The 18,068-nt window shown below is 74.1% G+C and carries 18 protein-coding genes and 1 riboswitch; of the genes, 11 read left to right on the top strand and 7 right to left on the bottom strand.

The window, feature by feature from the left end:
• The first annotated feature begins 51 nt into the window (after positions 1-51).
• The 6 genes from CLT75_RS09295 (at position 52) to CLT75_RS09270 (ending at position 6,338) form a co-directional block, all read left to right on the top strand.
• Positions 52-1,362: an SGNH/GDSL hydrolase family protein gene (locus tag CLT75_RS09295; protein ID WP_135240416.1), complete on the top strand. Its 1,311-nt coding sequence runs from the start codon at positions 52-54 to the stop codon at positions 1,360-1,362.
• Between the two features lie 67 nt (positions 1,363-1,429).
• The gene (locus CLT75_RS09290) at positions 1,430-2,653 is read left to right on the top strand and encodes a cytochrome P450 (protein ID WP_135240415.1); all 1,224 of its coding nucleotides are present in this window, start codon (positions 1,430-1,432) and stop codon (positions 2,651-2,653) included.
• Positions 2,650-3,618, top strand: a complete 969-nt coding sequence (locus CLT75_RS09285; protein WP_135240414.1) for an alpha/beta hydrolase — start codon at positions 2,650-2,652, stop codon at positions 3,616-3,618. The genes CLT75_RS09290 and CLT75_RS09285 overlap by 4 nt, the downstream gene beginning before the upstream one ends.
• A complete protein-coding gene (locus tag CLT75_RS09280) occupies positions 3,611-4,714 on the top strand; it encodes an alpha-hydroxy acid oxidase (protein WP_135240413.1) in 1,104 nt (367 codons plus the stop codon). The genes CLT75_RS09285 and CLT75_RS09280 overlap by 8 nt, the downstream gene beginning before the upstream one ends.
• A gap of 1 nt (position 4,715) precedes the next feature.
• Positions 4,716-6,059, top strand: coding sequence for an aminotransferase-like domain-containing protein (locus tag CLT75_RS09275; protein ID WP_135240412.1), 1,344 nt, complete (start codon positions 4,716-4,718; stop codon positions 6,057-6,059).
• Positions 6,060-6,086: 27 nt separating this feature from the next.
• Positions 6,087-6,338: a hypothetical protein gene (locus tag CLT75_RS09270; RefSeq protein WP_013286617.1), complete on the top strand. Its 252-nt coding sequence runs from the start codon at positions 6,087-6,089 to the stop codon at positions 6,336-6,338.
• Between the two features lie 66 nt (positions 6,339-6,404).
• Here the strand turns inward: CLT75_RS09270 and CLT75_RS09265 are convergent, their stop codons facing one another.
• Positions 6,405-7,841: a glycine hydroxymethyltransferase gene (locus CLT75_RS09265; RefSeq protein ID WP_135240411.1), complete on the bottom strand. Its 1,437-nt coding sequence runs from the start codon at positions 7,839-7,841 to the stop codon at positions 6,405-6,407.
• Positions 7,842-7,859: 18 nt separating this feature from the next.
• A riboswitch (ZMP/ZTP riboswitch) is annotated at positions 7,860-7,949 on the bottom strand.
• 104 nt (positions 7,950-8,053) lie between these two features.
• Between CLT75_RS09265 and CLT75_RS33100 the strand changes: the two genes are divergently transcribed.
• Both CLT75_RS33100 and CLT75_RS33095 read left to right on the top strand, forming a co-directional pair.
• Positions 8,054-8,323: a Rossmann-fold NAD(P)-binding domain-containing protein gene (locus CLT75_RS33100; RefSeq protein WP_486485104.1), complete on the top strand. Its 270-nt coding sequence runs from the start codon at positions 8,054-8,056 to the stop codon at positions 8,321-8,323.
• Positions 8,308-8,601 (top strand): Rossmann-fold NAD(P)-binding domain-containing protein, encoded by a 294-nt coding sequence (locus CLT75_RS33095; RefSeq protein WP_486485103.1) that lies wholly within the window; start codon positions 8,308-8,310, stop codon positions 8,599-8,601. The genes CLT75_RS33100 and CLT75_RS33095 overlap by 16 nt, the downstream gene beginning before the upstream one ends.
• A 63-nt stretch (positions 8,602-8,664) precedes the next feature.
• On the opposite strand, the gene CLT75_RS09255 is transcribed toward CLT75_RS33095, so the two are convergent.
• From CLT75_RS09255 to CLT75_RS09240, 4 genes are all read right to left on the bottom strand, one after another.
• Entirely contained in the window at positions 8,665-9,165 is a 501-nt protein-coding gene (locus tag CLT75_RS09255; RefSeq protein ID WP_135240410.1) for a hemerythrin domain-containing protein, read from the bottom strand.
• A gap of 106 nt (positions 9,166-9,271) precedes the next feature.
• Complete coding sequence (locus CLT75_RS09250; protein WP_135240409.1) at positions 9,272-10,759, bottom strand: S8 family serine peptidase; 1,488 nt, start codon at positions 10,757-10,759, stop codon at positions 9,272-9,274.
• Between the two features lie 148 nt (positions 10,760-10,907).
• Positions 10,908-11,771, bottom strand: a complete 864-nt coding sequence (locus CLT75_RS09245; RefSeq protein ID WP_135240408.1) for an NAD(P)H-hydrate dehydratase — start codon at positions 11,769-11,771, stop codon at positions 10,908-10,910.
• Positions 11,755-12,486, bottom strand: coding sequence for a histidine phosphatase family protein (locus CLT75_RS09240; RefSeq protein WP_135240407.1), 732 nt, complete (start codon positions 12,484-12,486; stop codon positions 11,755-11,757). Before CLT75_RS09240 ends, CLT75_RS09245 begins: the two co-directional genes overlap by 17 nt.
• Before the next feature lie 135 nt (positions 12,487-12,621).
• Here CLT75_RS09240 and CLT75_RS09235 point away from each other — a divergent pair, with 135 nt between their 5' ends.
• A complete protein-coding gene (locus tag CLT75_RS09235) occupies positions 12,622-12,951 on the top strand; it encodes a hypothetical protein (protein ID WP_135240406.1) in 330 nt (109 codons plus the stop codon).
• A 26-nt stretch (positions 12,952-12,977) separates the two neighbouring features.
• On the opposite strand, the gene CLT75_RS09230 is transcribed toward CLT75_RS09235, so the two are convergent.
• Both CLT75_RS09230 and CLT75_RS09225 read right to left on the bottom strand, forming a co-directional pair.
• Entirely contained in the window at positions 12,978-13,646 is a 669-nt protein-coding gene (locus CLT75_RS09230) for a response regulator transcription factor (protein ID WP_135240405.1), read from the bottom strand.
• On the bottom strand, positions 13,643-14,905 hold the full coding sequence (locus CLT75_RS09225) for a histidine kinase (protein ID WP_135240404.1): 1,263 nt from the start codon (positions 14,903-14,905) through the stop codon (positions 13,643-13,645). The genes CLT75_RS09230 and CLT75_RS09225 overlap by 4 nt, the downstream gene beginning before the upstream one ends.
• A 187-nt stretch (positions 14,906-15,092) precedes the next feature.
• Between CLT75_RS09225 and CLT75_RS09220 the strand changes: the two genes are divergently transcribed.
• Positions 15,093-15,767: an ABC transporter ATP-binding protein gene (locus tag CLT75_RS09220; protein WP_135240403.1), complete on the top strand. Its 675-nt coding sequence runs from the start codon at positions 15,093-15,095 to the stop codon at positions 15,765-15,767.
• A complete protein-coding gene (locus tag CLT75_RS09215; RefSeq protein WP_135240402.1) occupies positions 15,764-18,061 on the top strand; it encodes an FtsX-like permease family protein in 2,298 nt (765 codons plus the stop codon). The genes CLT75_RS09220 and CLT75_RS09215 overlap by 4 nt, the downstream gene beginning before the upstream one ends.
• Positions 18,062-18,068: the final 7 nt, after the last annotated feature.

The raw sequence follows: 18,068 nt of genomic DNA, 5'->3' as shown, positions 1-18,068 counted from the left end.
GCCGGTGCCGCCGACCGCGTCACGCCCGGGGCTGCCGACCATGGAGGATCGATGCCGACCCCGAAGAGATGGCACGTCATAGCTTCAGCCGTCACGCTGCTGATCGCCGCCACCCCGGCGGTCACGGCGAGCGCCGGCCCGACCGGGAACGACCGCGCCGGGCACGGGCGCGCCGAGTGGGCCGGAACCTGGGCCGCCGCGGTGACCCGCGGGAACACAGTGGGCCTGACCAACACCGGCCTGAACAACCAGAGCATCCGGATGACCGTGCAGACCTCGGTGGGCGGCCCGCGCCTGCGGGTGCGGCTGACCAACCTGTACGGCGAGCAGGCCGTCCAGGTCGGCCGCGCCACGATCGCCCGGCCGAACACCGCCACCCCCGACGACCTGTCCGACATCGTCCCGTCGAGCGTCCGCCAGCTGACGTTCTCCGGCGCCGGCTCGGCGACCATCAACAAGGGCGCCGAACTGCTCAGCGACCCGGTGGCGTTCCCGGTGGCCGAGCAGGAGGACCTGGTCGTCACCCTGTACTTCCCGGTGCTCACCGGGCCGGTCACGTTCCACGGCCAGTCCCGGGTCACCAACTTCATCGGCGCCACCGACCTCACCTCGGCGGCCGAGGGCACCGGCTTCACCATCCGGCCCAACTGCTGCTGGATGTTCCTGTCCGGCATCGACGTGGAACGCAAGGCCACGCCCGGCTCGGTGGTGGTGCTGGGTGACTCCATCAGCGACGGCAACGGCAGCACCGTCAACGCCGATCAGCGCTGGTCCGACCTGCTGGCCAAGCGACTGATCGACGCCCGCCCGGAGCCGCGTACGCCGGGTGTGCTCAACCTCAGCCTGGCCGGCAACCGGCTCAACCACGAGGGCCCCGAGCCCGGCGCGGACAACTTCCCCGGCTACTACGAGCTGGGGCCGAACGCGCTGGCCCGGCTCAACGAGGACGTGTTCCCGCAGACCGGGGTGCGGACCGTCATCACCCACCTGGGCATCAACGACATCTGGATGAACGGCGACAGCCCCGAGGCGATCATCGCCGCGCTGCGCCAGCTCAACCGGCAGGTCCAGGCGCGCGGCCTGACCAGCATCGCCGGCACGCTCATGCCGTACGAGGGCAACGGCGGGCCGGGCGTGTGGACCCCGGAGAAGGACGCCACCCGCCAGGCGGTGAACACCTGGCTGCGCGGGCCCGGCCGGGCCGAGTTCGACGGCATCGTCGACTTCGACGCGGTGATGCGGGATCCGGCCCAGCCGAGCCGGCTGCTGCCGGCGTACGACTCGGGTGACCACATCCACCCGAACGACACGGGCGCCGCGGTGATGGCGAACGCCGTACCACTGAAGCTGCTCGGACTGTGACACCGGGCGGGGGCGGCGGTCGACACGACGCCGCCCCCGCCGCCGTTTTCCTGGGGAGGAACAGACAGTGGACATCAGCGAGATCCTGACCGGCCTCTACAGCGAACAGGGCCGGCAGAACCCCTACCCCTTCTACGCGGCAATGCACGAGCACGGGCCGATAAACGCCGTTCCGGCCCGGGCTGAGCACAGCACCGTGAGCGCAGTCGCCGGCGGGTACGACGTGGTGGACCAGATCCTGCGCGATCCCGGCTGGTACAAGGGCTTCCCGCCCGGCTGGGAGGAGCAGGAGATCCTGCGCACGTTCCTCACCTCGATGATGTTCGTCAACCCGCCGGACCACACCCGGATGCGCGCGGTGTTCGCCAAGACGTTCACCCCGCGCCGCCTCGGCGCGCTGGAGCCGGTGATCGAGCGGATCGTCGCCGAACGCCTGGACCACCTGGCCGAGGCGGGCGCGGACGGGCACGAGGTGGACTTCGTGGCCGACTTCGCGTACCCGGTCCCGGCGCTGGTGATGGCCGAGTTCATCGGCCTGCCCGCGGCCGACCTGACCTGGTACCGGCAGCGGGTCGACTGGATCGACGAGTACATGGACGTGTCCGGCAAGACGCCGGAGCGGCTGGCTCGGGCCAACCAGGCCGCCGAGGAGCTGCGGGTCTACTACCGGGACCTGATCGCCCACCGCCGCCGCACGCCGGGCCACGACCTGATCAGCGGGCTGGTCGAGGTGCTCGACGCGGGTGGCGTCGACCTCACCGAGGAGGAGTTGATCAGCAACCTGATCGTGCTGTTCAACGCCAGCTTCGTCACCACCGTCTACATGTTCAGCAACGGCCTGCCGCTGCTGCTGGACCACCCGGACGTGACCGCCGCGCTGCCCGGCGACGACGAGCTGGCGCGGGGCTGCGTGGAGGAGGTGCTGCGGATGGAGAGTCCGGTGCACTTCCTGGCCCGCTCCGCGCCGGCCGGCGTCGACCTCGGCGGCGTGCCGATCAGCCGCGACGACAACGTGCTGCTGCTGATCGCCGCCGCCAACCGTGACCCGGCCCGGTTTCCCGACCCGGACCGCTTCGACCCGCACCGCGCCGGTCCGCCGTCGCTGGCCTTCGGCGTCGGGCTGCACTTCTGCCTCGGCTCGGCGGTGTCCCGGCTGGAGGGCCGCCTGGCGCTGCCGCGCCTGTTCGCGCGCTTCCCGCGGCTCGCCGTCACCCAGCCCTACACGTACAGCGGGAGCCTGTTCCTGCGCGGAATCGACAAACTCTTCGTCACCACCGGGGAGGCCGGATGACACTCGATCCGCAGGTGGTCGCGTGGCGGGCCGCGCGCGCCGCCGCCGGCACCGTGCCGCTCTACACCCAGACCCTCGCCGAGGCCCGCGCCGCCGACCTCGCCGCGATCCGCGCCGGGTCCGGCGCGGTCGAGCCGGTCGCCGAGGTACGCGACACGACGGTGCCCGGCCCGGCCGGGCCGCTGCCGGTGCGGATCCACCGGCCGGACGGCGACGGTCCGCTGCCCACGCTCGTCTACTTCTTCGGTGGCGGCTGGACGCTCGGCAGCGTCGACACGGCCGACGGGATCTGCCGGCGGCTGGTCAACCTGGCCGCCGTCCAGACCGTGACCGTCGGCTACCGGCTCGCCCCGGAGCATCCGTTCCCGGCGGCGGTGGAGGACTGCCACGCCGCGTTGCGGCACCTCGCCGCGCACGCCGCCGAGTTCCGCGTCGACGCCGACCGGCTGGCGGTGGGCGGGGACAGCGCGGGCGGGAACCTGGCCGCCGCGGTGACGCTGCTGGCTCGCGCCGACGGCGGTCCCCGGCTCGCCGCCCAGTTGCTCGTCTACCCGAACACCGACCAGCGGCCCGGGCACCGGCCGGGCGACGACGAGGACCCGATGCTGTTCAACAGGCACTCGGTCGGCTGGTACCGCGGCCACTACCTCACCGACCCCGGCGACGCCGCCCACCCGCTCGCGTCGCCGCTGCTCGCCGAGGACCTGTCCGGTCTGCCGCCGGCGTTCGTGATCACCGCCGGGCACGATCCGCTGCGCGACGAGGGCCTGCGGTACGCGTCTCGGCTGCGCGAGTCCGGTGTGCCCACCGAGACGGACGACTACCCGGGCATGGTGCACGGGTTCTTCGCCATGCCCGGCGTGTTCGACGCCGGCCGGCAGGCACAGGAACGCGCCGCCGCCTTCCTGCGCCGCGCGTTCGGGCTCGACCCGGCGCACGTGGCGACGGGTGCCGACCATGGCTGACCCGGCGGACGGGTTCGTGCCGCCGGCCAGTCTGGCCGAGTTCGCCGCGCTCGCCCGGGCGGTCCTGCCGGCCGACGTGTGGGACTTCGTCGACGGCGGCAGCGGCACCGAGACCGCCCTGGCGGCGAACCGGGCCGCGCTGGACCGGGTGGCGGTGCTGCCCCGGATGCTGGCCGGGGTGGACGACCCGTCCACCGAGGCGGTGCTGCCGGGCGGCCGGGCCGCGTTGCCGGTGGCTGTCGCGCCGATGGCGTACCAGCGGCTGCTGCACCCCGACGGCGAGCCGGGGCTCGCGGCGGCGGGCCGGGCGGCGGGTGTGCCGTACGTGGCGAGCACGCTGTCCAGCACGCCGATCGAGGAGATCGCGGCGACCGGCGCGACGGTGTGGTTCCAGCTCTACTGGCTGCGTGACCGGGCGCTGGTGGCCGACCTGCTCGACCGGGCGGAGGCGGCCGGCTGCGCGGCGGTGATGGTGACAGTGGACGTGCCGGTGCTCGGGCGGCGCCTGCGCGACGCCCGCAACGGGTTCGCGCTGCCGCCGCACGTCACCGCCGCGAACCTGCCTGGCGGCCGGGACGACCTGGCGCACCAGGGCACACCCGGCGTCTCGGCGGTGGCCGTGCACACCGGCGCGGTCTTCGCCCCGGCGCTGAGCTGGGCGGACCTGGAGTGGTTGCGGGAGCGTACCCGGGTGCCGTTGCTCGTCAAGGGCATCCTGGACCCGCGCGACGCGGTCCGCGCGGCGGACGCCGGCGTGGATGCCGTGGTGGTCTCCAACCACGGCGGACGGCAACTCGACGCCGCCCCGGCCAGCGCGGCCATGCTGCCCGAGGTGGTCGAGGCGGTCGACCGGCGGTGCGCGGTGCTGCTGGACAGCGGCATCCGCGGCGGTGTCGACGTGCTGCGCGCGCTGGCGCTCGGCGCGGACGGCGTGCTGCTGGGCCGGCCGCTGCTCTGGGCCCTGGCCGCCGGTGGCCGGGCCGGCGCCGAGGCGGCACTGGCGCTGCTCGCGGCGGAGCTGCGCGACGCCCTCATCCTCAGCGGCTGCCCCGACCCGGCCTCGGCCCGGCGGCTGCGTACCCGGATCGGAGGCTGACGTGGAACCCGTCGACCTGGCCGTCTCGGCGCTGCACGGCAGTGTCGGCGACCCGGCGCTGAACTCGATGAACTTCCTCAACGAGGTGGCGCAGCACTACCCGGACGCGGTGTCGCTGGCGGCCGGGCGGCCGTACGAGGAGTTCTTCGACTCGGCGCTGCTGCACACGCACCTGGACCGCTTCCGCCGCCACCTCGCCGAGGACGTCGGGCTGGACCGGGCCGGCGTGGACCGGACGCTGCTGCAGTACGGGCGCACCAAGGGCATCGTGCACCACCTGATCGCCCGGCACCTCGCCGTGGACGAGGGGCTCACCGTCGACCCGGAGTCGATAGTGGTGACCGTCGGCTGCCAGGAGGCGATGTTCCTGGTGCTGCGCGCGCTGCGGACCGGCCCGGCCGACGTGCTGTTCGCGGTGGCGCCCACGTACGTCGGGCTCACCGGCGCGGCCCGCCTGGTCGACCTGCCGGTGCGCCCGGTGGCCGGCGGGCCGGACGGCGTCGACCTGGCCGACCTGCGCGCCGGGGTGCGCCGGGCCCGCGCGGAGGGGCTGCGGCCCCGGGGCTGCTACGTGATGCCCGACTTCGCCAACCCGTCCGGCGTCAGCATGGACACCGCGCAGCGGCGGCGGCTGCTGGAGCTGGCCGCCGAGGAGGACCTGCTGCTGATCGAGGACAACCCGTACGGCCTGTTCCCGGCCGACGGCACCGACCGGCGGCCCACCCTCAAGGCGCTGGACACCGCACGGCGGGTGGTCTATCTCGGCTCGTTCGCCAAGACCGTGCTGCCCGGCGCCCGGGTCGGCTACGTGGTCGCCGACCAGCGGGTGGGCGAGGCGGACGGCACCGTGGTCCCGTTCGCCGACCACCTCGCGAAGATCAAGAGCATGGTCACGGTGAACACGTCGCCGATCAGCCAGGCGGTGATCGGCGGCGCGCTGCTGGCGCACGACTGCTCGCTGGTGGCCGCGAACGTGCGGGAGCGGGCCGCGTACGCCCGCAACCTGCGCCACCTGGCCGACGGCCTGGCCCGGCGCTTCCCGGCCGGCGGGCCGGTCTCCTGGACCGTGCCGGCGGGCGGGTTCTTCGTGGTGGTGACAGTGCCGTTCGCTGTCGACGACGCGCTGCTGCACCGCTCGGCGCGCGAGTACGGCGTGCTCTGGACCCCGATGGCGCACTTCTACGACGCGGGCACGCCGGTCAACGCGCTGCGGCTGTCGGTGAGCGCCGTCACACCGGAGTCGATCGATGTCGGCCTGGACCGGCTGGCCGCGCTGGTCACGGACACCATGACGGCCGAGGTGACGCCGCAGTGTCAGGGTTCCGCCACAGTGCGTGTTTCCTGACGCCGTTCGTCTGTTGATAATGGACGAATGGTTGCCTGGGAGTACGCGTTGCTCGTTCGTCGGTATCAGGGTCAGGGTCGCAATTTCCACGTCTCGTTCGTGTGGTACGGCCCGGACGGGTCACGCACCGACGTGACGGCGTACGGCGACACCGCGATCGCGCACCTCAACCGGGTCGGCCGGGAGGGATGGGAGCTGGTCTCCGCCGCCGAGGACGTGAACAACGTGCAGGGCAGCACCGAGGTCCACCGCTACCACCTGAAGCGCCCGCTGCGCTGACCCCTGAACCGCCGGCACCCCGGGAGACTCCTTCTCCCGGGGTGCCGCTTCGTGTCGGTCGGGTGCTCAGCCCAGGTCGACCGCCGGGTAGAGCGGGAACGGCGTGAGCAGGTCGGCGGCCTGCTTGCCGACCGACTCGGCGACGGCCGGGTCCAGCACGTACTTCGCCTTCGACGGTGCGCCGTCCGGGCCGGTGCCGGGCGTGGTCTGGCTGAGCACGGTGTGGATCAGCTCGGCGGTGGCGTCCATCTCGGCGGCGCCGAGGCCCCGGGTGGTCAGCGCCGGGGTGCCGATGCGGATGCCGGAGGTGTACCAGGCGCCGTTCGGGTCCTGCGGCACCGAGTTGCGGTTGGTGACGATGCCCGAGTCCAGCAGCGCCTGCTCGGCCTGCCGGCCGGTCAGGCCGTACCCGGACACGTCGATGAGCACCAGGTGGTTGTCGGTGCCGCCGGTGACCAGCGTCGCGCCCCGGCGCAGCAGCCCGTCGGCGAGCGCCTGCGCGTTGTCCACGATCCGCTGAGCGTAGTCGGCGAAGTCGGGGCGGCGCGCCTCGGCCAGCGCGACGGCCTTGGCGGCCATCACGTGCGGCAGCGGCCCGCCGAGCACCATCGGGCAGCCCCGGTCGACCTGGTCGGCCAGCTCCGGCCCGCAGAGCACCATGCCGCCGCGCGGGCCGCGCAGCGACTTGTGCGTGGTGGTGGTGACGATGTGGGCGTGCGGCACCGGGTCGAAGTCGCCGGTGAAGACCTTGCCGGCGACCAGCCCGGCGAAGTGGGCCATGTCGACCATGAAGGTGGCGCCGACCGAGTCGGCGATCTCCCGCATGATCCGGAAGTTGACCTTCCGCGGGTACGCGGAGTAGCCGGCGACCAGGATCAGCGGCTTGAACTCGCGGGCCGCCTCGGCCACCCGATCGTAGTCGATCAGGCCGGTGGCCGGGTCGGTGCCGTAGCTGCGCTGGTCGAACATCTTGCCGGAGATGTTCGGCCGGAAACCGTGCGTGAGGTGACCGCCGGCATCAAGCGACATGCCCAGCATCCGCTGGTCGCCCAGCTCACGGCGCAGCGCGAACCAGTCGGCCTCGGTGAGGTCGTTCACCTGCCGCGCCTGCGCCTTGCGCAGCGCGGGGGACTCGACCCGGTCGGCCAGGATCGCCCAGAACGCGACCAGGTTGGCGTCGATGCCCGAGTGCGGCTGCACGTACGCGTGGGACGCGCCGAACAGCTCCCGGGCGTGCTCGGCGGCGAGCGCCTCGACGGTGTCGACGTTCTGGCAGCCGGCGTAGAACCGGCGCCCGACCGTGCCCTCGGCGTACTTGTCGCTGAACCAGTTGCCCATCGCCAGCAGCGTCGCCGGGGACGCGTAGTTCTCGCTGGCGATGAGCTTGAGCGACTCGCGCTGGTCGGCCAGTTCCGCGGCGATGGCGTCGGCCACGCGCGGCTCGACGCCGCGGACGACCTCCAGCGCGCTGCGGAAGGCGGTGGACTCGGCGTTGCGCGACATGCGACCTCCAGGTGACGTGCGGAAGGCCCAGGCGCTCGGCATGCGTCCTCATGACGAGGCCGCTCCCCGATGGTGCTCCATCTCCACGCGCCAGTCACGGCCCGTGCCGATCCTACCGGCCCGGCCGGGACCTGCGGGGTTGGGCCGCCCGTCCCGGCGCACACCGTGGGGAGGCCGGCCACGACCCGGCCCGGGGGAGAGGAGGCACGACCATGACCACACCGAGCACCGGACGGCCGCTCGCCGTGGTGACCGGCGCGTCCAGCGGCATCGGGTACGAGCTGGCGGTCCAGTTCGTCGAGCACGGGTACGACGTGGTGGTCGCCGCCGAGGACGCGGCGATCGAACGCGCGGCCGGTGACCTGCGGCGCGACGGCGGCCCGGAGGTGTACCCGGTCCGGGTGGACCTGGCCACGCCCGAGGGCGTCACCCGGCTGGCCGGGGAGGTGACCGCCCTGGGCAGGGGGTGCGCAACGAGCTGAAGGACACCGGCGTCACGGTGACCTCGCCGATGCCGGGCCCGACCGACACCGGATTCTTCGGCCGGGCCGACATGACCGGCACCCGGGTGGGCCAGGGGCCCAAGGACGACCCCCGCACGGTGGCCGAGGGCGCGTTCGAGGCGCTGATGAAGGGGGAGCACAAGGTCGCCGCCGGCTCGCTGGTCAACAAGATCCAGGTGGCCGCCGGCAAGATCATTCCGGACCGGCTGAAGGCCGGGCAGCACCGGAGGATGGCCGAGCCCGGCTCGGGCGACTGAGCACCGACGCGAGCGGGACCGCCCCTGCACCGAGGGGCGGTCCCGCTCGCGTCGGTGCCGGTGTCAGGCGACCACGGCGTCGAGCGACTTCTTCAGCGCCTTCGGGGCGGTCGGCGTCTTCGGCGCCTTCGGGCGCAGGTCGAGCATCCGCCGGCCGATCTCCTGGAGCCGGTTACGGCCGAGCGCCTCGCGGACCTTCGGGAACCACTCCTGCTCCTCCTCCTCGATGTGGTGCAGCACGTTCTCGATCAGCACCGTCGTCTTGGCGTTGTACCGCTCGTCGCCGGCGTCCATCGTGAACAGCTCGAAGCAGAGCACGTCCGCGACGTGGTGCTCCTCGTACGACTCCAGGACGTCGTCCTCGACGTCGGGCACCAGCTTGCGGACCTCCGGGTACATCACCTCGTTCTCCAGGTAGGTGTGCACCGTGAGGGCTTCGAGGATCTGCCCGACGATCTTCCCGCGCTTGCTCGCCGGTCCCTCCTCGGCCTCCTGGAAGGCCTTGAACAGGCGGCGGATCTCCTTGTGGTCCTCCTTGAGCAGGACGATCGCATCGGTGGACACCGGTTACCTCCTAAGTCGGCTGACGGTGCCCCCCTACCCGGCGCCCCACCAGGACAAACAGACCGGGCCCGGCGTGCTCGCCGGGCCCGGTCCACGCGGATACCTGTTACTTCACCGCGTTGTACGCGTCCACGACGCCGGCGCCGTAGAACCCGTTACGGTTCCCGCCGGAGCAGGTCGCGTCGTACGCGTTCGGGCCCGCCGGGATCAGCGGCACCGGGTTGTAGACGCCCGACGGGCAGGACTTCGCGACCGCCGTGCGCTCCAGGAACGAGGCCAGCTGGCCCGGGCTCATGCCCGGGTGCGCGGACAGCGCCAGCGCCGCGACGCCGGTGGCGTGCGGGCCGGACATCGAGGTGCCCTGCTTGTAGCCCCACCCGTTGGTGCGGGTGACGGTGTTGAAGGTGGTGGACAGGATGCCGTCGGCGGACGTCGAGCGGGCGCCCTGCGTCCGGAACCGGGTGTCGCCACCCGGCGCGGTCACGTCGATCACGCCCTGGCCGTACGAGGAGTAGTAGCTCTTCTCCCCGGTCGGGCCGACGGCCGCGACGGTCACCACGCCCGGCGCCTCGGCCGGTAGGTCGAGGCAGGCGTTGGTGAGGTTCTCGCGCTCCTCCGGCGTGCCGTTGTTCGGGCTGCCGGTGTCGGTGATCTTGTGGGCCAGGTCGTAGTTCGAGTTACCTGCCGACGCGACGTGCAGCACGCCCTGGGACTGCGAGTAGCGCAGGGCCCGCTGCACGGCCTTCCACACCGGGCGCTGACGCGCGTCGTTGCGGCAGTTCAGCTCCCACGGGTCGATGTAGTAGCTGTTGTTGGTGAGCTGGAAGCCGTGCTCGGCGGCCCACATGAACCCGCAGACCGCGGCCTCCGGGAAGATGTAGCCGTCGTCGTTGACGACCTTGACGGCGGCGACCTTCACGCCCGGGGCGACACCGGTGACGCCGACGCCGTTCACGGCGGCGGCGATGGTGCCCGCCACGTGGGTGCCGTGGTCGCTCGTGGTGGGGTTCCACGCGGTCTCGGCGGTGTTCGGGACGCCGCCCACACAGGAGGCGCTCTTGTCCTTGGCGATCTGGGTCGCCAGGTCCGGGTGGCTGCTGGAGATGCCGCTGTCCAGCACACCCACCACGACCGACGGGCTGCCGCCGGTCACGGCGTGCGCCTGCGGGACGCGGATCTGGGGCATGTCCCACTGCAGGTTGTAGAGCGGCTCGGCGGTCGGGTCGCCGGTGGCCGCGGCGACGGCGGCGGCCGGCACCTCGACCGTCTCGCCCTCGTCCAGGGCGGTGCCCAGGCCGGCGGTGGAGGCGACCGACTCGACGCCGGCGCCCGCCACCCGGGTGGCGAAGTCCGGGGCGGACGAGCGCACGACCAGCACACCGATCTTGTCGTACGCGGCCACCACGGTGCCGTCGGCGGCCGCCACGCGGGCGGCGGCCTTGGCGGTGCTGTTGCCCTGCGGGGCGAGCACGATGTACGAGGTTTCCGGTCCGACGGCCGCGGCGGCCGGTGCCGTGCCGCCGACGAGGGCGAGCCCGGCGCCGAGCGTCACTGCCGACGCCGCGGCGAGTGTCTTGCGACGGAGGTTGTTCACACAGACTCCCAGGGGTTCGTGCGGGTGGACCGCACCCCTGAGCGGGCTGCGGTCCGGGCGGAGGCACGGCGAAGTACCGGCCTCGCCCGGACCAGCGCCACCGCCTCCCGGCGTGTTACACGTGGCGGGAGCCCGGTGAAGTGGATCGTCAGACGGTGGCGATCGTGTAGGGGATCTCGTCGAGCAGTTCCCGGGCGAGGAAGCCGATCCGCCCGTACCGGGGGACCAGCCGCTGCCCGCTCACCGCGTGCGCGAACGCCGCCCAGCAGGCCGCCTGCGCCGGGTCGGCGCCCCGGGAGAGCAGACCCGCGAGCAGCCCGGCCCGCACGTCACCGCTGCCCGAGGTGCCCAGCCCGGCGTCCCCGCTCTCCTCCCGCCAGGCCCGGCCGTCCGGCGTCGCGATGTGCCCGTACAGCGAGACGACCGCGTCGTACCGGCCGGCCAGTTCCACCGCCTCGGCGTCCAGGTCGTCGCCCGGATCGCGGCCCAGCAGGTGCCGCGCCTCGGTCAGGTTGGGGGTGAGCACCGCCTTGCGGCCGGACCCGGCCAGCAGGTCCGGCGCGTGGCTGAGCGCGCCGAGCGCGTACGCGTCGAGCACCAGTGCGGTCTCCCGGCCGGCCGCGTCCAGGACCAGGCGCAGCAGCTCCCCGGTGGCCTCGATGTCCGTGAGGCCGGGTCCGACCGCCACCACGTCGGCCTCGGTGACCAGGCCGCGGAGCAGGTCGCCCGGGTCGCCGCGGACCGCGCCGTCGCCGGTCTCCGGCAGGCCGATCACGAGCGCCTCCGGCACCTGGATGCTCAGCGAGGCGGCAGTCGACTCGGCCGCGGCGAGCTGGAGCACGCCGGCGCCGGCCCGCAGCGCTGCCACCCCGGCCAGCAGCACCGCGCCGGGGGTGAACCGGGAGCCGCCGACCACCAGCACGGTGCCGCGCGCCTCCTTGCCGCCGGTGGGCACCGGCAGCGCCCAGTCCCGCAGCAGCGCGGGGGTGATCACGTCAGACCGGCTCGGCATTGACCTCGTCCTCCCTGGTGGGCTTCGCCCCCTGCAGGTGCAGGTGGGTGACGTCGTTGAACACCTCCGGCACGAGCCGGCCGGCGTCGTCGGCGTGCCAGGCGGTGACCGAGCAGTTGGCGATCACGTGCTCGCGGGTCAGCGCCATCAGCTCCGCCTCGGTGAGCCCCTCCACCAGGTAGCGCAGCAGGAAGACCAGCGCGTCGTGGCCGAACAGCAGCACCCGGCCCCCCTCGTGGTCGCGGCGCAGGTCGCCGAGCAGCGCCCGCAGCCGCAGCGCCACGTCGGTCCAGGACTCGCCGCCGGGCGGGCGGTAGTAGAACTTGCCGAGCCGGGTACGCCGCTGCGCCTCCTCCGGGTAGCGCCGGGTCACGCCGTGGGCGGTGAGCCCGTCGAGGACGCCCAGCTCCCGGTCGCGCAGCCGCTCGTCGACGCTCGCCGGGATCCCGGTGCCGTCGAGCGCCAGCTCGGCCGTACGCACCGCACGCAGGTACGGCGACACCACCGCCACGTCCGGCCGCCTCGACTCCGGCAGCCCGGCCAGCCAGCGGGCGGTCGCCCGCGCCTGCTCCTCGCCGGTCGGCGACAGCGGCACGTCCGCGTCCCGGTGGCTGAGGTCGATCAGCTCGGCGCCGGACGTCTCGGCCGCCGTGGCCGCCACGTTCGCCGTGCTCTCGCCGTGCCGGACGATCCAGAGCGATCCCAACTCCGCCATGCGGCTCCCGGTACCCGGGCTCGACCGGGGATAACCGTGCCGGACCGGCCGGGCGCGGGACTGCGCCGCCGTGCATCGACCCGGCACAATGTCCCACGACGCGGGACGGACGGCCCGGGCCGGAGGGAGGCGCACATGGCGACTGTGGTGCGGGGTCTGCGGGAGGCGCTGGTGCTCTTCCTGATCGCCGCCGTGGTGATCGCGGCGGCGGTCGGCATCTGGGTGGCGGTCGGCGGCGGCGACTTCACGCACCGGCTGGGCGTGGCGTTCATGATCGTCGGCGCCGTGATCGGGATGACCGGCGACCTCACGCTGAGCCGCATCGGCATGCTGCCGGCCCGCTCCACGTTCGGCCTGGCGCCGGAGCGGGAGGACGGCGGCGGCGGGCGGGTGCTCACCGGCGTCGGCATCTTCCTGTTCGTCTCGGTGCCGCTGATCGTCGTCGGTGCGCTGCTGATCACCTGAGCACGTGACGACCGTCGCCGGACCGGTCAGTCCTCCAGCGAGCCGGGACTCACGAGGCCCGTCTCGTAGGCCACCACCACCGCCTGGACCCGGTCGCGCAGACGGAGTTTGGCGAGGATGCGGGCGACGTGGGTCTTCACCGTCGCCTCGGACAGGTGCAGCGCCTCCGCGAGTTCGGCGTTGCTCAGGCCGCCGGCCAGCAGGCGCAGGACCTCGGTCTCGCGCCGGGTGAGCGTGGCCAGGTCGCGGTGCACGGTCGCCGTCTGCGGGTCGCGGCGGGCGAAGCGCCGCACCAGCCGGCGGGTGATGGCCGGTGCGAGCAGCGCGTCGCCGTCCTGCACCATGCGTACGGCCGCCACCAGGTGTTCCGGCGTCACGTCCTTGAGCAGGAAGCCGCTCGCCCCGGCGGCGAGCGCCGCGTAGACGTACTGGTCCAGGTCGAACGTGGTGAGGATGATGATCCGGGGCGCCGCGACGGCCCCGGTGAGGATGCGGCGGGTGGCCTCGAGACCGTCGAGCTCGGGCATGCGCACGTCCATGAGCACCACGTCGGGCCGGGTGCGGCGGACCGCGTCCACCGCCTCCGCGCCCGTCGCCGCCTCGGCCACCACGTCCACCCCACCGGCCGTGAGGATCATGCGGAACCCGGTACGGACCAGCGCCTGGTCGTCGGCGACCACCACCCGTACCGTCATGTCGCCTCCCAGGGGATCAGCGCCTCGACGTGGTAGCCGGCGCCCGCCCGTGCGCCGGCGCGCAACGTCCCACCGTAGACGGCGAGCCGCTCCCGCAGCCCGATCAGGCCGCGCCCGCCCGTCGTGCCGGTCGCGGCCGGTACGCCGGGCTCGGTGTTGCCGACCTCGATCCGCAGACTCTCCGGCGCGTACTCGACGACGACGGTGCCGGCGGTGCCGGGCGCGTGCCGGACCATGTTCGTCAGCGCCTCCTGCACCACCCGGTAGGCGGTCAGCCCGACACCGGAGGTGACCGGCCGGCGCTCGCCGGAGATGGTCAGCCGTACCGGCACGTCGGCGTCACGCATGCGTTCGACCAGTTCGGGCAGGTCGTCGATGCCGGGCTGCGGGTCCTCCGGGTCGTCCGGTTCGGACTCCGCCAGCAGGCCCATGACGTGCCGCAGCTCGGTGAGCGCGGACCGCCCGGTCGACTCGACGGCGAGCAGCGCCTCCCGTGCCTGATCCGGTGCGGCGGCGAGCACCGTCCGGGCGGCGCCGGCCTGGATGACCATCACGCTGACGTGATGCGTCACGACGTCGTGCAGTTCGCGGGCGATGCGGGCCCGCTCACCGGCGACCGCGTCGCGCAGCGCCTGCTCGTGGGCGCGGGCCTCGGCGGTGAGCCGCCGCCGGTCCTCGCCCGCCCGTCGCCGCCACACGTGGTGGCCGCCCGCGGCGGCCACCAGCGGGGCCAGCACGACGAACGGAAGACGGTCCGCGGGCACCGTGACCACCATCAGCTCCCGCAGGCCCAGGGCGAGCAGCGCCACCACCGGGACCGACGCCAGCACCGGCAGCCGGTACGGGCTGTGCGCCGCCGCGCTGTAGACGGCGACGAGGCAGGTCAGCACCACGCACGGGTACAGGGCCGGCTGCCGTTCCCCGTCGGTCACCAGCACCAGTGACGCGGCGGCCATCGTCGCCCAGAGCACCGCGAGCGGATACCGGCGGCGCAGCACCAGCGGCGCGCACATGACGAAGACCAGCAGCAGTGCCCCGAGCGTCGACCCGGGCTGCGCCGGCTGCACCTCCGGCGGGACCGCCAACGGCGGCAGCGGCAGCGGCGGCGGCAACGGCGGCGGCGGGACGCCGACGTCGTCGGTGGCGGTCTGGAAGCACACCAGCCCGAGCACACCCGCCAGCGCCGCGTCGAGCAGCAGCGCGCGCCAGCCCGGCCTCGGCAGCGGTCCGGTCGCCACGATGCCTCTCACGAGCCACATTCTCGCCGCCGTACGCCGGCCGGGGCATCGGCCACGGTGTGCACTGCGACTACATCGCAGGGATGACCCCGGACGAAGATCCACCTCCGGCGGTACGGCGGTGCGTCGCCGGACCGATGCCCCGACCTGCGGCCCGCACCTAACGTCACGGCGTCCAGTCGACAGGCCTGACCGCAAGGGGCGACACATGACCGATCCGGTGATCGACGTACGCGGGGTGACCCGCCGCTACGGCGAAGGGCCGCCCGCGCTGCACGACGTGTCGCTGACCGTCCGGCCCGGCGAGTGCGTGGCGGTGCTCGGACCGTCCGGCAGCGGGAAGTCCACACTGCTCAACCTGCTCGCCGCTCTGGACCGGCCGGACGCCGGCACGGTGACCGTGGCGGGCACCCGGCTGGAGAGGCTCGGCGAGGCCGCGTCGGCCCGGTTCCGGCGCGCACACGTGGGCCTGGTCTTCCAGTTCTTCAACCTGCTCGACGACCTCACCGTGCTGGACAACGTCCTGCTGCCCGCCCAACTCGCCGGCGCGCCGGCCCGCGCGTCACGCGCACACGCGGCCTCCCTGCTGGACTCGCTCGGCATCGCCCGGCACGCGCACGCGTACCCGGGACGTCTCTCCGGCGGTGAGCGGCAGCGCGTCGCCGTCGCCCGCGCCCTGGTCAACCGGCCCGCGCTGCTGCTGGCCGACGAGCCGACCGGCGCGCTGGACACCGCCTCCGGGGAGGACGTCCGGCGCCTGCTCGACGAACTGCACCGCAGCGGCCAGACCATCGTGCTCGTCACCCACGACCTGCGGCTGGCCGAGGCGTCCGCCGGCCGTACGATCCGCCTGCGCGACGGCCGGGTCGAGGTGCGGCGGTGAGCGGGCTGCGCCGCGTCGTCCGGTCCGGCGTACGGCGCCGCCGGGTGCAGACAGTCGTCGTCGGCCTGGTCACCGCCGCCGCCGTGACCGCCACGGTGCTCGGCGCCGGGCTGCTCGTCGCGTCGCAGGCGCCCTTCGACGACGCGTTCGCGGCCCAGCGAGGAGCGCACCTGACCGTGCGGGCGGACTCCGGTGCGGTGACGGAACCACAGCTCGCCGCGTCGGCCTCCGCACCGGGCGTGGTGGCCGCCGCCGGTCCGTACCGGGTGCTTGTGGTCGCCTTCACGGAGGGCGGCGGGATGCGGACACCGCCGCTGACAGTCGTCGCGCGCGCCGATCCGGGCGGCCCCGTCGACCGCGTCGAGCTGGCCGGCGGGCGGTGGCCGTCCGGTCCGGACGAGATCGTGCTGAGCGGCGGGGCCGTCCGCCTGCCGCCCGGCTCCCGCCTGACCGCACCGGGCGGCGCCGAGTTCACAGTGGTCGGCACGGCCCGGTCGATCAGCGACACCGCCGGCGCCTGGGTGCTCCCGTCCGCCGTCGGCGTACTCGACGGGCCGGACACGGCGGACGGGTACCAGATGCTCTACCGGTTCGCGGACGCGCGCACCGCGACGGAGGTCGGCACCGGACGGGACGCCGTGGTCGCGGCGCTGCCCTCCGGCGCGGTCACCGGCGCCCGATCCTGGCTCGACGTGCGGCAGCAGGCCGTCGAGGACGCGGCCGTCTTCGTGCCGTTCCTCGTCGCGTTCGCGCTGCTCGGCATCGTGATGGCGCTGCTGGTGGTCGGCACTGTGGTCGCCGGGACGGTCGGTGCTGCCACCCGCCGGATCGGCATCCTCAAGGCGCTCGGCTGCACGCCCGCGGGCATCGTCCGCGCCTACGTCGCGCAGACGATGGTCCCGGCCGCCGCAGGTGCCGTCGCCGGGACGGTCACCGGCAACCTGATCGCGCTGCCGGTGCTGGCCGGGACCGAGCAGGTCTACGGTTCGGCGAACACCACCATCGCCTGGTGGGTGACCGTCCTGGCCACCGGCGGGGTGCTGGCGGTGGTGACGCTGACCGCGTGGACGGCCGCGCTGAGGGCGGGCCGGCTCCGTACCGTGGACGCCATCGCGGTCGGACGGGCGTCCGGTCCGGCGCGGGGCCGGTGGGCGTTGCGCCTGGCGGCGCGGCTGCCGGTGGCCAGGCCGGTGGGTCTCGGCCTGGCCCGCCCGTTCGCCCGGCCGGCGCGCACTGTCGCGATCCTGCTGGCGGTCGCGACGGGCGCGGCGGCGGTGACGTTCGCGACCGGGCTCGCCGCGTCGCTGCTGCGCATCCAGACCGCGCTCACCCAGGACGTCGCTGACGTCACGGTGAACGGCGACCCGGACGCCGGGCCGGCCGCCGCTCCCACCGCCGACCCGGCGGCGGTGGGAGCGGCGATCGACGCCCAGCCGGGCACCCGCGCCAGGTACGGCCTCACGCAGGCACCGGGCGCCGTCGCGGGCGTCGCCGACCCGGTCTCCGCCACGACGATCATCGGCGACGCGGCGTGGGACGGCTTCGAGATGGTGTCCGGACGCTGGTTCACCGCACCCGGCGAGGCCGTCGTCGGCGGACCCCTGCTGACCGCTACCGGAGCCCGGATCGGCGACACCGTCACGGTCCGGATCGAGGGCACGCCGGTACGCCTGCGCATCGTCGGCGAGGTGTTCGAGTCCGCCATGGCGGTGTTCACCGGTACCGCCGCGCCCGACGGCCGGAACCCGTTCGAGTACCGGATCGCGCTCGCCCCGGACACCGACGCCGGCGCCTACGCGCAGGAGCTGACCGGCGCGCTCGCCGGCCGGGGCCTCACCGCGCGGCCGAGCGGCGCGGAGACCGACCCGCTCCTGCTGGTCGTGGAAGGGCTGACCGCCACGCTGACCCTGCTGCTCCTCGCGGTGGCCGCGCTGGGCGTGCTCAACATGCTCGTCCTGGACCTGCGGGACCGGGTCCACGATCTGGGTGTGCACAAGGCGCTCGGCATGACGCCGGGCCAGACGATCGCGATGGTGGTCGCCTCGGTCGCCGGCGTCGGTCTGGTCGGCGGGCTGCTCGGCGTACCGGCGGGTGTGGCGATGCAACGGCTCGTCGTCCCGGCGATGGCCGCCAACGGCGGACTGCACCTGCCGGAGCGTCTACTCGACGTGTACGGGCCGGTCCTCCTGGCGGCGCTGGGGCTGGGCGGGCCGCTGACGGCCCTGCTCGGAGCGCTGCTGCCGGCCGGGTGGGCGGCCCGGACCCGGACCGCGACGGCACTGCGGAGCGAGTAGCGCGCCC

The organism is Micromonospora sp. CNZ285 (assembly GCF_004637285.1).
This window is presented reverse-complemented; position numbering and strand designations above follow the sequence as displayed.